This is a genomic window from Nocardioides palaemonis (assembly GCF_018275325.1).
GTDB lineage: Bacteria > Actinomycetota > Actinomycetes > Propionibacteriales > Nocardioidaceae > Nocardioides > Nocardioides palaemonis.
Genome location: NZ_JAGVQR010000001.1, coordinates 1,226,888 through 1,239,721, shown reverse-complemented (window position 1 = coordinate 1,239,721; position 12,834 = coordinate 1,226,888). Strand labels below are relative to the sequence as shown.

11 protein-coding genes are annotated in these 12,834 nt (G+C 74.6%); 3 read left to right on the top strand and 8 right to left on the bottom strand.

Annotated features, from left to right (window positions below; all coding sequences use genetic code 11):
- Nucleotides 1-12 precede the first annotated feature (12 nt).
- Both KDN32_RS06020 and KDN32_RS06015 read right to left on the bottom strand, forming a co-directional pair.
- A complete protein-coding gene (locus KDN32_RS06020; protein WP_211731151.1) occupies nt 13-864 on the bottom strand; it encodes an ABC transporter permease in 852 nt (283 codons plus the stop codon).
- On the bottom strand, nt 861-1,862 hold the full coding sequence (locus KDN32_RS06015; RefSeq protein WP_211731150.1) for an ATP-binding cassette domain-containing protein: 1,002 nt from the start codon (nt 1,860-1,862) through the stop codon (nt 861-863). Before KDN32_RS06015 ends, KDN32_RS06020 begins: the two co-directional genes overlap by 4 nt.
- Before the next feature lie 53 nt (nt 1,863-1,915).
- Between KDN32_RS06015 and KDN32_RS06010 the strand changes: the two genes are divergently transcribed.
- Genes KDN32_RS06010 through KDN32_RS06000 form a run of 3 tightly spaced genes read left to right on the top strand, consistent with a single transcriptional unit; the run spans nt 1,916 to nt 4,542 of the window.
- Complete coding sequence (locus KDN32_RS06010) at nt 1,916-2,503, top strand: PadR family transcriptional regulator (protein WP_211731149.1); 588 nt, start codon at nt 1,916-1,918, stop codon at nt 2,501-2,503.
- Between the two features lie 9 nt (nt 2,504-2,512).
- Nucleotides 2,513-3,388: an EamA family transporter gene (locus KDN32_RS06005; protein ID WP_307853761.1), complete on the top strand. Its 876-nt coding sequence runs from the start codon at nt 2,513-2,515 to the stop codon at nt 3,386-3,388.
- On the top strand, nt 3,385-4,542 hold the full coding sequence (locus KDN32_RS06000; protein ID WP_211731148.1) for a PQQ-dependent sugar dehydrogenase: 1,158 nt from the start codon (nt 3,385-3,387) through the stop codon (nt 4,540-4,542). The genes KDN32_RS06005 and KDN32_RS06000 overlap by 4 nt, the downstream gene beginning before the upstream one ends.
- On the opposite strand, the gene KDN32_RS05995 is transcribed toward KDN32_RS06000, so the two are convergent.
- The 6 genes from KDN32_RS05995 to KDN32_RS05970 all read right to left on the bottom strand — a co-directional run bounded on the left by KDN32_RS05995 (nt 4,523) and on the right by KDN32_RS05970 (nt 12,833).
- On the bottom strand, nt 4,523-5,371 hold the full coding sequence (locus KDN32_RS05995) for an ECF transporter S component (protein WP_211731147.1): 849 nt from the start codon (nt 5,369-5,371) through the stop codon (nt 4,523-4,525). The two genes, KDN32_RS06000 and KDN32_RS05995, sit on opposite strands and share 20 nt — an antisense overlap.
- Nucleotides 5,368-6,978 carry an ABC transporter ATP-binding protein gene (locus KDN32_RS05990; protein ID WP_211731146.1) on the bottom strand — a complete coding sequence of 537 codons (1,611 nt, stop codon included), beginning with the start codon at nt 6,976-6,978 and terminating at the stop codon, nt 5,368-5,370. The genes KDN32_RS05995 and KDN32_RS05990 overlap by 4 nt, the downstream gene beginning before the upstream one ends.
- Nucleotides 6,975-8,117, bottom strand: a complete 1,143-nt coding sequence (locus KDN32_RS05985) for an energy-coupling factor transporter transmembrane component T (protein WP_211731145.1) — start codon at nt 8,115-8,117, stop codon at nt 6,975-6,977. Before KDN32_RS05985 ends, KDN32_RS05990 begins: the two co-directional genes overlap by 4 nt.
- Nucleotides 8,118-8,123: 6 nt before the next feature.
- Nucleotides 8,124-9,233 carry a hypothetical protein gene (locus KDN32_RS05980; RefSeq protein ID WP_211731144.1) on the bottom strand — a complete coding sequence of 370 codons (1,110 nt, stop codon included), beginning with the start codon at nt 9,231-9,233 and terminating at the stop codon, nt 8,124-8,126.
- The gene (locus KDN32_RS05975) at nt 9,230-11,095 is read right to left on the bottom strand and encodes a hypothetical protein (protein ID WP_211731143.1); all 1,866 of its coding nucleotides are present in this window, start codon (nt 11,093-11,095) and stop codon (nt 9,230-9,232) included. The genes KDN32_RS05980 and KDN32_RS05975 overlap by 4 nt, the downstream gene beginning before the upstream one ends.
- A gap of 328 nt (nt 11,096-11,423) precedes the next feature.
- Complete coding sequence (locus tag KDN32_RS05970; protein WP_211731142.1) at nt 11,424-12,833, bottom strand: prenyltransferase/squalene oxidase repeat-containing protein; 1,410 nt, start codon at nt 12,831-12,833, stop codon at nt 11,424-11,426.
- Between the last annotated feature and the right edge of the window lies 1 nt (nt 12,834).

The window sequence follows — 12,834 nt, the reverse complement described above, 5'->3', positions numbered from 1 at the left end:
TGACCGTGCTGGTCACTGCATCGTGCGGTTGCGGAAGACCCTGAGCGCGAGCGGCGCGACGACAGCCGTGATCGCGACGGTCCACAGCACCGTGAAGAGCACCGGGTGGTGCATCGGCAGGTGCGAGTCGGCCGGCGCCGGCCCGGTGTTGCCCCACAGCTCGCGGACGGCCTGGACGAGCGCGGAGATCGGGTTCCACTCCGCGATCGCGCGCAGGACCGGGCTCATCGCCTCCGACGGCGCGAAGGCGTTGGAGAGGAAGGTCAGCGGGAACATCGTGGTGAACATGACGCCGTTGACCGCCTCGACCGAGCGCATCGCCGAGCCGACGAGGATGCCGACCCAGATCATCGCGAAGCCCCAGAGCAGCAGCAGCCCGTAGGCGGCGAGCGCGTCGAGGACCGACCCGCGGATCCGCCACCCGACGACCAGGCCGGTCAGCGACATCACGACGATGCCGATGAACGAGTGGGTGATGCTCGACATGCTGCGCCCGACGAGGATCGCGGCGGGGTTGATCGGCAGCGACCGGAACCGGTCGACGATGCCCTTGTCGATGTCGGCGGTGAGCCCGATGGCGACGATGAACGAGGCGAAGGCGATGGTCTGGCCCATGATCCCGCCGAGCAGCCACTCGCGGTAGCCGGTGGCCGACGACACGGTGATCGCGCCGCCGAAGACGAAGGCGAAGAGCAGCACGAACATCACCGGCTGGATGGTGACGTCGAGCAGCATCTCCGGCATCCGCTTGATGTGGATCAGGTTGCGCCGGAAGATCGTGACCGACTGGTGCCACAGGGACGTGTGCCGGATCTCGGGCCGCTCCAGCGCTCCGGCCCGGTGGGTCTGCTCCGTCAGGCTCATGCCCGCACCTCCGCGAGGGTCGTGTCGTCGTCGGGGTCCGCATCGGCGTCGGGGCCGTCCTCGGCGCGGTGGCCGGTGAGGTTGAGGAACACGTCGTCGAGGCTGGGGCGCTGGAGCCCGAGGTCGTCGATCTCGATGCCGCTGCCGTCGAAGATCGCCGCGATCCGGGTGACGTCGGACAGGCCCTCGGCCGGGGCGGTGATCCGCCGGGCGGAGGTCTCGACGTGGGTCTCGAGCCCGGCGCCGCGGATCCGCTCGGCCGCGGCAGCGAGGTCGTCGGCACGCGAGACGGTGACCACGAGCGACGCCCTGCCCGAGGCGTCCTTGAGCTCCAGCGGCGTGCCCTGGGCGATCACCGTGCCGCGGTCGATGACGACGATGTCGTCGGCGAGCTGGTCGGCCTCCTCGAGGTACTGCGTGGTGAGCAGCAGCGTGGTGCCGTCGTCGACGAGGTCGCGCAGCACCTCCCACAGCTCGACGCGGCTGCGGGGGTCGAGGCCAGTCGTCGGCTCGTCGAGGAACAGCACGGGCGGCGTGGCGACCAGGCTCACCGCCAGGTCGAGGCGCCGGCGCATGCCACCGGAGTACGTCTTCACCACGCGTCCCGCCGCGTCGGTGAGGGAGAACCGCTCGAGCAGCTCGTCGCTGACCCGGGCGATGGTGCGCCGGTCGAGGCCGTAGAGGCTGCCGACCAGCCAGAGGTTCTCGCGCCCGGTCAGCAGCTCGTCGACCGTGGCGGACTGGCCAGTGAGCCCCATCGAGCGGCGGACCGCAGCCGGGTCCTCGAGCACGTCGTGGCCGGCCACGCGAGCCGTCCCGCGGGTCGGGCGGGTCAGCGTGGTCATCATGCGCACCGTCGTCGTCTTGCCGGCGCCGTTGGGGCCCAGCAGGCCCAGCACCGAGCCCCGTGGCACCACGAAGCTGACGTCGTCGACCGCCAGCGTCTCGCCGAACTGCTTGACGAGGCCCTCGGCCTCGATCGCGTGCTCCCCTGACACTCCGGGTCCCCCTCCGTGACTATTCCGATTAGGAACACTACTCTGGTCGGGAGATGAGTCAAGACCTTCCCGTCACGGGCTACGCGATCCTCGGGCTGCTCACGTTCGGCGACGAGCTGACCGGCTACGAGGTCAAGCAGCGCGCCGACGTCACGCTGCGCTTCTACTGGGTGTCCCCCGCGATGAGCCAGGTCTACACCGAGCTGCGCCGCCTCACCGACCACGGGCTGGTGCGGCCGTCGACCCGCCCCGACGGCGGGCGCGAGGTGACGACGTACGCCATCACCGAGGCGGGCCAGCAGGCGCTCCGGACCTGGATGGACGCCACGCCGGCCGGCTTCCCGGTGCTGAAGCACACGGTGCTGCTGCGCCTGCTCGTCGGCCACGCCACCGAGCCCGACCACACCCGCCGGATGCTGCGCGACTACCTCGACGAGCTCGACACCGCGCTGGCCGACCTGACGCAGGTGCGCGAGAGCCTCCGCGGGGCCGACGAGCCGGGCGACGCCTTCCGGTTCCCCTCGATCGTCGCGGACTGGGGCCTCGACTACTTCGCCGCCGAGCAGCGCCACACCCGCCGCGCGCTCGACAGCCTGTCCGAGCACGGGACCACGCCCGGCGCGGGGCCGCCCCCTGCATAGGGTGGGCCGGTGACCGACCGACCGAGCCGCGCCGCGCTCGGACCCGTCGGTCTCGTCCTCGTCGGCATCGCGTCGGTGCAGCTGGGCGCGGCGATCGCGAAGGCGCTGTTCGACGTCGTCTCGCCGACCGCGATGGTCTGGCTGCGCCTGGTCACCAGCGCGGTCGTGCTGGTGGCGCTCGCCCGGCCCCGCCTGCGTGGGCGTTCCCGGGAGGACTGGCTGGTGGTCGTCGGCTTCGGCGCGAGCCTGGCGACGATGAACTGGGCGATCTACCAGTCCTTCGCCCGGATCCCGCTGGGCATCGCGGTGACCATCGAGTTCATCGGCCCGCTCACGCTCGCCGTGCTCGGCTCGCGCCGGGCCCGCGACCTGGCCTGGGTGCTCCTCGCCGGCGTCGGCGTGCTCCTGCTCGGGTTCGAGCGCACCGACCTCGACCTCGCGGGCGTGCTGTTCGCCCTGCTCGCCGGCGCCGCGTGGGCGGCCTACATCCTGCTGAGCGCCGGCACCGGGCGCCGCTGGGCCGGGTTCGACGGCCTCGCCGTCGCCAGCCTGGTCGCCGCCACGGCGATGACCCTCCCCGCGCTGCTCACCGCCGGCTCGGACCTGTGGGACGGGCGGGTGCTGCTGCTCGGCGCGCTCGTCGGCCTGCTGAGCTCGGTGATCCCCTACAGCTGCGAGCTGGTCGCGCTGCGCTCGCTGCGCCCGGCCGTCTTCGGCATCCTGATGAGCCTCGAGCCCGCAGCCGCGGCCCTGGCGGCGATCGCGGTGCTCCACGAGACCCTGTCGCCCGTCCAGTGGCTGGCCGTGGCGTGCGTCGTCGCCGCGTCGGTCGGCGCCACGCGCACCGGCGCCCGTCAGGACGCACCCGGCACAATCGCGACATGAGATCGCGCCTCGCCCTCACCTCGCTGGCGGTCGTGCTGGGTGCCGCCACCGGGTGCGCGGGCAACGAGCAGCAGCCGATCCCGCGGGTCACCCAGCCCACCGACCTCCCCAGCCAGCCGACCGCCGGCCCCGACGGGGACGACGGCGGCTCGACCGGCGGCTCGACCGGCGGCTCGGGGGGACAGCGCTCGCCTCGCGTGGTCCGCACGCTGGTCGACCAGCTCGAGGTGCCGTGGGGGGTGGACTTCCTCCCCGACGGCAGCGCTGTCGTCACCGAGCGGATCAGCGGCCGGGTCCTCGGGGTCGACGCGGACGGCGCGCTGACCCGGCTCGGCGGTGTGGCCGCGACGGTCCCCGAGGGCGAGGCGGGGCTGCTCGGCGTCGCCGTCTCCCCCGACTTCACCCGCGACCGGACGCTCTTCCTCTACGTCACGACCGGCACCGACAACCGGGTCGTGCGCGCGCGGCTCGACGGCACGACGCTCGGCGAGCCGCAGGTGGTGCTGCAGGGCATCCCGCGCGGCTTCATCCACGACGGCGGCCGGATCGCGTTCGGGCCGGACGGCTACCTCTACGTCACCACCGGCGAGACCGGCGACCCGGAGCTCGCGCAGGACCCCGACAGCCTGGCGGGCAAGATCCTGCGGATCACCGCCGACGGCGACCCCGCGCCCGGCAATCCCGACCCGGCGTCACCGGTGTGGTCGCTCGGGCACCGCAACGTGCAGGGCCTCGCCTGGGACGACGAGGGCCGCCTGTGGGCCTCCGAGTTCGGCGACTCCGAGTGGGACGAGCTCAACCTGGTCGAGAAGGGCGGCAACTACGGCTGGCCCGAGGTCGAGGGTGCCGGCGGCGGACGCCGGTTCATCGACCCGCAGCTGGTCTGGCCGGTCGAGGAGGCCTCCCCCAGCGGACTGGCGTGGGCCGACGGCCACCTGTGGATGGCGGGCCTGCGCGGTCAGCGGCTGTGGCGCATCGACGTCTCCGCCGACGGCACGGCGTCGGCCCCGAAGGCGTTCCTCACCGGCGACTACGGCCGGCTGCGCACCGTCGTCACCGCCCCCGACGGGCGGCTCTGGCTGACCACGTCGAACCGGGACGGTCGCGGTCAGCCGACCCCGGCCGACGACCGGATCATCGTGCTGCGCCCCTGACCACCGCGCGGCGAGCCGCACGGCGCAGGGTGGTGAGGATCGCCGGCCCGAGCACCACGATCGCCACGCCCGTGGTGATCGCGCGCCCGGTGTCCCAGCCGCCGGTCGAGGTGAGCAGGGTGTAGACACCGAAGCGGTGGGCGTTCTCCAGCACCGGCGCGCCCGCGACGTAGGCCAGCGAGCCCTCGTGGCCGGGGACCACGATGCCGAGGGTGAAGGGCCAGTAGCTGAGGTTCATCAGCAGGCCGTAGAGGTAGGACGCGACGACCGCGTAGCCGACGAGCATCGCGATCTCGGCGCGGCCACCGACCCGCCGCGGCAGCATCCCGGCGCCCATCCCCACCCACGCGGCGCAGATCATCTGGAACGGCAGCCACGGCCCGACGCCGGCGGTGAGCAGCGCCGAGGCGAAGAGCGAGGTGCAGCCGAGCACGAAGCCGAAGCCGGCGCCGAACACCCGGCCCCCCAGCACGAGGAGGAAGAACACCATCTCGATGCCGGCCGTCCCGGCGCCGAGGCCGCGCATCACCGCGTTGATGGCCGAGAGCACGCCGAGCACGGCCAGCACCCGGGAGTCCATCCCGCCCTCGCCCATCTCGGCCAGGACGACGACCATCACCAGCGGCAGCAGGGCGAGGAAGAGGAACGGCGGCTCGACCCGCTGGCCGGGCTGGGCCTCGAGGAGCAGCGGCCAGCACAGCATCATCAGTCCGGCGAGCGACGCGAGGACGAGCACGGCGGCCGTGCGCGGGCCGATCGGCAGCGCCACACCGGGGTGCTCGTCGCGGCGGTCGTCGCGGGCGGGTGCTGCCCGGTCGAGGAGGCTCATCGCGCCGTCACCCCCGCCAGCGCGTCGGCCACTTCCTCCACCACGAGCCACGGCGCACCGAGGACCTTGGTGACCTGCGGGGCGAACGACGGCGACTCGGCGAGCACGCGCCGCGGCGGCCCGCTGGAGACCACCTCGCCCTCGGCCATCACGACGACGTCGTCGGCCACGTGCGCGGCGAACTCCACGTCGTGGGTGGCGAGCAGGACGGCGTGGCCGTCGGCGGCGAGGTCGGCCACGATCCGCGCCAGCTCGGCCTTGCCGGCGTAGTCGAGGCCGCGGGTCGGCTCGTCGAGCAGGACGACCGGCGGACGCGCGGTCAGCACGATCGCGAGCGCCAGGGCGAGGCGCTGGCCCTCCGAGAGGTCGCGGGGGTGGGTCGCGGGGTCGATGCCCGGCGCCAGCCGGTCGAGCAGCCCGCGGCAGGTGTCGGGGCGCGCCTCGGCGCCGGAGTCCGCGGCGGCGCACTCGTCGGCGACCGACTCGAGGTAGAGCAGGTCGGCGGCCGTCTGCGGGACCAGCCCGACGTGGGCGCGGCGCTCGGCGGCCGACAGCGAGGCGGGGTCGTCGCCGCCCACCGACAGCGTGCCCGACCGACGCTTCCCGGACCCCTGGAGGGTCCAGATCAGGCTGGACTTGCCCGAGCCGTTGCGGCCCATCAGGACCGTCACCCGACCGGCGGAGAGGGTCAGGTCGACCTCGCGCACCGCCACGGTGCGGCCGTGCACGACGGTGACGCCACGCGCCTCGACCAGGGGCTCGGCGGCGGTCAGCACGGGGTCCGTGGGCGGCCGGAGGTCCGGCAACGACCGGGCGTGCCGACGGGCGTCGCGCACCGTGAGCGGCAGCGGGTCCCAGCCGGCGAGGCGGCCGAGGTCGACCAGCGGCGGGGCCACCGGCGAGTCGGCCAGGACGACCTCGGGCGCGGCCGTACGGATCCCGCCGTCGCCGGTCACCAGGCAGATCCGATCGGCGAACGGCACGACCCGCTCGAGGCGGTGCTCGGCGAGCAGCACGGTCAGCCCGAGGTCGTGGACCAGTCGGGTGATGGTGGCCAGGACGTCCTCGGCGGCCGTCGGGTCGAGCGCCGACGTGGGCTCGTCCAGCACGAGGACCCGCGGGTGGGTCGTGAGCACGGAGCCGATCGCGACGCGCTGCTGCTGCCCGCCCGACAGGGTCCGGAGGTCGCGGGCGCGCAGGTCGGCGATGCCGAGCAGGTCGAGGGTCTCCTCGACCCGGCGGCGCATCGTCTCGGCCGGCACGCCGAGCTGCTCCATCCCGTAGGCGAGCTCCTCCTCGACCGTGTCGGTCACGAACCCGGCGAGCGGGTCCTGGCCGACGTAGCCGACCCGGTGCGCGCGCTCGCGCGGCGGCTGGTCGAGGATGCTGCGGCCGTCGAGCAGCACGTCGCCGGTCAGCTCGCCGCCGGTGAAGCGCGGCACCAGCCCGGTCACGACGCCGAGGAGGGACGACTTCCCCACGCCGGTGCGGCCCGAGACGACGACGAGCTCGCCCTCCTCGAGGGTGAGGTCGACGTCGCGCAGCACGTGGTGGCGGTCGTAGCGCAGCCCGATCCCGCGCAGCTCGACCACGTCGCGCCCGATCATGCGGCCACCTCCTGGTCGGCGTGGTCGTGGGTCGGCACGGCCTCGGGCTCCTGCGCGGTCCGTACGGGCGTGGTCGCGGGGAGCGGTGTCGCGACCGCCGGGACGACACCGAGCAGGCCGACGGCGAGGGCCAGCGGGGAGAGGTAGGGCATCACGTCGACCGTCGGGTAGGCGACCACCACCTGCGTGCGACCGAGGTGCCAGCCGAGCGCCGCGACCGCGACGCCGACGGCGACCGTGAGCAGCTCGGGCGGGTTCCACGGGTCGGGGCGGTAGCGGGTGCGCTCGACCCGCCGACCGGCGCTGACCAGCCCGACCACCGCGACCACGGCTCCGGCGCCGAGCATCGGCAGCGCGAGCACCCGGGGCGCGGTCGGGTCGAGCCAGGCGTAGGTCCCGACGCAGATGCCGGCGAGGGCGAGCATGAGCAGGGCGCCGGTGGTCCGGCGCTGGCGGGGCGTGGCGCCGCCCGACCGGCCGTAGCCGCGGGTGTCCATGCCCGCGGCGAGCGCGAGCGAACGCTCCAGCGCGTCCTCGAGGACGGGCACGAGGAACCGCCGCAGCCGACCCACGCCCTTCGTCGCTCCCCCGCGCAGGGCCTGCGCCGCGCGCACCCGGCGGGCGCTGTCGGCGAGCTGGGGGAAGATCGTCACCGCGACGACGAGCGCGGTGCCGATCTCGTAGAGCGCCGGCGGCACCGAGGCCAGCAGCCGCTTGGGGTTGGCGAGCGAGTTGGCGGCGCCGACGCAGATGATGATCGCGGCGAGGCGCATGCCGTCGTAGAGGCCCGCGAGCAGCGCCTCGCTGGTGACCGGGCCGAGCAGCCGGACGCCGGCCGCCCAGTCCGGCAGCGGCACCTCGGGAAGGTCGAGCAGCACGTGACCGACCTCCTGGCCGCCGAAGACGATCCGGAAGACGACGCGCAGCACGACCGTCAGGACGGCGAGCGAGACGTAGAGGCGGAACGAGCGGCCGAAGGGGTGACCGGACCGGCGTGCCACGACCACCACCGACGCCGTGCCCATCACGAGGAGGAGCAGCAGCGGGTTGGTGGTGAGCGACGCCGCGGTGGCCAGCCCGATCGCCCAGGTCCACCAGGCGATCGGGTGCAGGTCACGCGGCAGGGCCGGTCCGGTCACAGCGCGTCAGACCCCCCGTCTGCGACGCGCGACCAGGGCGGCACCCGCGAGCGCCACGGCGAGCAGGCCGACGACGCCCCACGTCACGGCGGCGGGCACGCGCTCCGGCGTGGCGGCGGCCTGCGCGTCGGGCGACGGCGCGTCGGGGTCGACGGTCGCGGACGCCTCGTCCGAGGGGATCGGCGACGACTCCTCGGACGGGTCGTCTGCGGAGCCACCGGAGCCGCCCTTGCGGCCACTGCCCCCGGCGGAGCCGCGCTCCCGCGACCCGGTCTTCCGGCGCGCGTCGTTCGCACCGGAGGCGGGCTCCGACGGGCTCGCGGACGCGGACGGCGTCGCGGACGAGCCGGACGACGGCGTGGCGGACGGGCTCGGCTGGGGGGACGACCCGCCCGGGCTGCCGGTCGAGCCGTTGCCGGCGCCGCCGCCCGTGCTGCCGCCGGACCCGTTGCCGGACCCGTTGCCCGACCCGTTGCCGGACCCGGTCCCGGAGCCCGTGCCCGAGCCACCGCCCGAGCCACCGCCCGAGCCGCCGGTCGTGCCACCGCCGGACGACGGCGTGGCGGTCGGCGACGACGTGGGGGTCGAGGACGGGGTGGGCGTCGGGCTCGGCGTGGCCGACCGGGTGACCGGCGGCGCGACGGCCGGGGGCACGCTCGTGCCGGCGGTGCGGTCCTGCTGCCACGACCAGCCGACCGAGCCACCGGCCGGCACCGTCAGCGTGCCGACGCCGGAGCTGGAGTAGGTCCACGACCCGCGGCTCCCGTCGGCCCACCACAGGCCCCAGTAGGCGTTGGCCGGGGAGGTGTTGACGCACGGGTCGCTGGTCGGGACGCCGTTGACCCGGCACACGAAGCCGGGCTGGCGGGTGGCGTAGGTGATCGAGACGCCGACCGACGCGAAGATCGCGGCGGCGCTCTTGCCGCCGCCGTCGGCGGCGCACGCCGTGACGGTGCTGCCCCCGAGCTCGCGGTAGTCCACGACGACGCTGACCCCGCCGGCGGAGGTACAGGTCGCGGCGGACGCGGCCGGGGCCGGCCCGAGGGCGAGCCCCGGACCGGCCACCAGGACGGCGAGTGCCGCGGCGAGGCGGCGTACGAGACGTCCGGAGGTCATCGTGCCCGCAGCACGGTCGAGCCGGTGCGCAGGTCGGCGAACTGGCCGACGGCGCGCACGCGGACCTTCGACCGCCCCTCCGGGAGGGCGACCCGGCCGACGAAGCGACCCTTGGCGTTGGCGCGGCCCTTGGCGACGGTCCGGCCGGCGACGCGCAGGCGGACCTTCTCACCGGCGACCAGCCGGCGGACCAGGACCCGCGCCTTGGCACCCTTCCCCTTCGGCGTGGTGACCTTCAGGCGGCGCTTGCCGAGCACGCTGGTCTCGGCGGAGACGCGACCGTCGGCCCCGACGAGCGTCCAGGTGGCGGTGCCGGTGCCCTTCGGCAGGGTGACGGTGCGGGTGAGCGTGCCGTCGGAGCCGGCGTAGACGGTCACGCCGGCCAGTCCGGGACCCTCGAGCACGAAGCCGGCACCTGCGGTGGCGCCGGCGACGTCGAGCGAGACCCGCCCGCGCGCCCGCTGGAAGCCGGACGGACCGGACAGCGTCACGCCGGTGATGGCACCGCGGGCGGAGCCGGCCTTCGCCGTGCGGGAACCGTCGCGGCCGCTCACCGTCCAGGTGGGCTGTCCCGAGGCGGGCACGGTGACGCGGGCGGTCGCGGTCCCGTCGGCACCGACGACGAGGGTGCGGGTGCCGGTGATGCCCGGACCGGAGAGGCAGAAGCGGTCACCGGTGCGGCCGCCGGCCACCGTGACGGTGGACGTCGCGCCGGACTCGGCGGGGGTCGCGCCCAGCGTGACGCCGGCGACGGTGCCGCGGGCCTGGGTCAGGCCGGCGACGGCCTGGACCGTCGCGCGCCACCACTGGTCGCGCGTCGCGTCGGTGATGCCGTCGGCGCGGGCGGTGGTGAGCGCGTCGTCGGAGTAGGCGATCGCGCCGTCCTCGCCGGCGAGCGGCGCGGTGGCGCCGGGAGCGACCTGGCGCCCCTCGACCCACTCGGCGGCCCGGCCGGCCTGCTCGCAGCGTCCGCCCCAGGCCAGCGCCGCGGCGGCGAGGCCGGTGCTGTTGGAGTTGGGGTCGGGGGTGAACTCGCTGCCGACGAACGAGCCGTCGGTGCGCTGGGTCGAGGCCAGCCACGCGACCGCGCGGTCGATCGCGCCCTGCACCTTCGCCGGTCGCGGCGAGATCGCGGCGAGCTGCGAGACCACGAGCGCGGTGGTGTCGGTGTCGGTCGGGTCGGTCCCGTCGACGCACGACTGCTCGGCCGCGTCGGCGGCGCTGAAGAAGACCCGGAAGTAGCCCGAGGAGCACTGCTGGCGCAGCAGGAAGTCGGTCACCGGGGCGGCCTGCGCGGACCCGGCGGCCGAGAGGCCACGGGCAGCGAACGCCTGGCCGAAGGTGTTGGCGTAGTCGGCGCCGCCGTCGACCTGGTCGGCGAGGCGGCCCGCCGTCGGGCCGGACGTGATGACCCGGTCCTCGACCTGCTGGACGAGGTCGAAGCCGCCGTAGGCCCGCGGGTCGGCACCGGAGACCTCGGCGAAGACGAGGGCCTTGGCGAAGGAGCCGGAGTAGAGGTCGTCCGGCACGCCGTAGTCGACGCCGGTGGCATAGCTGGCCACGCGGGTGGACATGGCCTGGCGGACCTGGCGCACGAGCGCCTGGTCCCCGCCGACCTCGTCCATGCTCAGCGCGATGTCGACGGTGAGGCCGTAGTCGTCGAAGCCGCCGAAGTTCGGGTTGTGGATGACGCCGTCGGTGAGCTGGGTGGCCAGCCAGCCGGTGCCGGAGCGGGCCGCGGACGACGCCGGATCGGTGGCCGCGGCCGTGGCGGGAGCGGTCAGCAGCGGCTGCGCGAGCACGGACGTGCCGAGCGACACCGCCACCCCGAGCACGACGCTGCGGGACAGGGAGAGCTTCATGGTTCCTTCCTCGCTGCGACAACGGGAAGGAAGACGGCACGCGCCGGGTTCGCCCCCGCTGCATTCCTCGACAGCGATGGTGGTCAAGACGCGTCGGGGCGGGTGTTCCGGCTCGCACGGGATCGCTCCCGTGCCCACGGTTGCGGGTCAGCGCCGGCTTCGGACCGGCTTTCCCCACCTCGGGCGTGTGTGGTGCCGGCCCGGTCGGGCGCGGCTCGCGAAGCGTAACCCCCACCCGGGCCCGGACGCACCCCGGCCCGGCGTCCGAGACGCCGGGCCGGGGTGGTCGTACGAGGTGGTGCGGGGTCGTGCGGGTGGCGCAGGTGCGTCAGTTGCGCACGCGCAGCGAGGTGCGGGCCTCGTCGTCCGAGGTCTTCACCAGGCCGACGCGGCGCTGGTTGCCGGCGGGCAGCTGGAGCTTGCGCACGATCTTGTCGCCCGACTTCTTGCCCTTCACGCGCAGGAAGTCACCCTTGACCTGCATGCAGGCGCTCTCGCTCGGCGCGAGGCCGAAGACGCGGAACTGCACGCGCTCGCCCGAGCGGGCCTGCTTGCGCACCGAGACGATGCGCAGCTTGTCCTTGCTCGCGGGGGCGAACTGCAGGCCGAGGATCGCCTGCGAGGTGGCACGGCGCCACTCGCTGCGGGCGTCCGCCGGGATGCCGCTGGTCGTCGAGGCCTTGACCCGGTCCTTGCGGTAGGCCACGGCACCCGTGTCCTTGGTCAGCGCGGTGCGGCACTTGTACTTGTCGACCGGCTGGTTCTTGCGCACCCACAGGGCGGCCTTCTGCGACGCGTCGCGGTTCTTCAGCAGGCCGAGGGCGTAGCCCGCGATGGCCGTGGTGTTGGTGTTGATCTGGCTCACCGGCGCGGCGGCGCGGAACGCCCCGCTGTTGCGCTGGCGGGCGGCCAGCCAGGTGCCGGCCTTGGCGAGCGCGCCGACGACGGCCGCGGACTTGTCGCCCGACTCGACGAGGTTGATCACCGCGAACGCGGTGGCGTCCGGGTCGGCCTCGCTGCCGGCCGCACCGTCGGTGCAGGCCTGGACGGGCTGGTCGGCGTTGGCGAAGTCGACGCGGAAGGCGCCGGACGCGCACTGCTGCTTGAGCAGGAAGTCGCGGGCGGCGGCCGCCTCGGTCGACTGCGCGAGCGTGAGGGCGCGCACGGCGTAGGACTGGCCGACCACGTTGGCGTAGTTGCCCGACGCGGACTTGTCGAAGATCCGGCCGGCGATGGCGGCCTTCTGCGGCTCCGCGGCCGGGTCGGCCGGGACGTCGGCGGTGCGCTCCTCGAGGCGGGTGATCAGGTTGATCCCCCCGTAGCTCGTCGGGTTCTTCTTGGCGATCCGGGCGAAGGTCGCTGCCTTGGCCAGCGGACCGGCGTACGACTCCTCGGTCCCGTTGCCGACGTACTCGGCGATGCGGGGCTCGAGGGTGTTGTTGATCGCCGTGACGGTGCCGCCCTGGCTGGCGATGGTCGACAGCGCCATGCCGGTGTCGATGGTGAGGCCGAAGTCAGGGTTGGTCCCGCTGATGAGCAGGCCGTTCTCGAGCTCACCGGCCATCCACTCGGCGGCGATGGTCGACGGCGTGCTGTCGGTGCTGACCGCGGCCTTGGCCGAGCGCAGCGCCGGGGACGGGTCCGCCGAGGCGGGGGCCGCGCCGAGGACGCCGGCGCCCAGGGCGGCGGTCGCGAGGACGGCGGTGGCCGTCCGGAGAGGTCGGTTGCGATGAAGCATG

What these genes read in the sequence shown, in the direction of transcription:
- KDN32_RS06000 (WP_211731148.1), top strand. Translation starts at nt 3,385, where the DNA reads ATGAGATCGCGCCTCGCCCTCACCTCGCTGGCGGTCGTGCTGGGTGCC.
- KDN32_RS05975 (WP_211731143.1), bottom strand. Translation starts at nt 11,095, where the DNA reads ATGAAGCTCTCCCTGTCCCGCAGCGTCGTGCTCGGGGTGGCGGTGTCG.
- KDN32_RS05990 (WP_211731146.1), bottom strand. Translation starts at nt 6,978, where the DNA reads ATGATCGGGCGCGACGTGGTCGAGCTGCGCGGGATCGGGCTGCGCTAC.
- KDN32_RS05995 (WP_211731147.1), bottom strand. Translation starts at nt 5,371, where the DNA reads ATGAGCCTCCTCGACCGGGCAGCACCCGCCCGCGACGACCGCCGCGAC.
- KDN32_RS05970 (WP_211731142.1), bottom strand. Translation starts at nt 12,833, where the DNA reads ATGCTTCATCGCAACCGACCTCTCCGGACGGCCACCGCCGTCCTCGCG.
- KDN32_RS05980 (WP_211731144.1), bottom strand. Translation starts at nt 9,233, where the DNA reads ATGACCTCCGGACGTCTCGTACGCCGCCTCGCCGCGGCACTCGCCGTC.
- KDN32_RS06020 (WP_211731151.1), bottom strand. Translation starts at nt 864, where the DNA reads ATGAGCCTGACGGAGCAGACCCACCGGGCCGGAGCGCTGGAGCGGCCC.
- KDN32_RS06010 (WP_211731149.1), top strand. Translation starts at nt 1,916, where the DNA reads ATGAGTCAAGACCTTCCCGTCACGGGCTACGCGATCCTCGGGCTGCTC.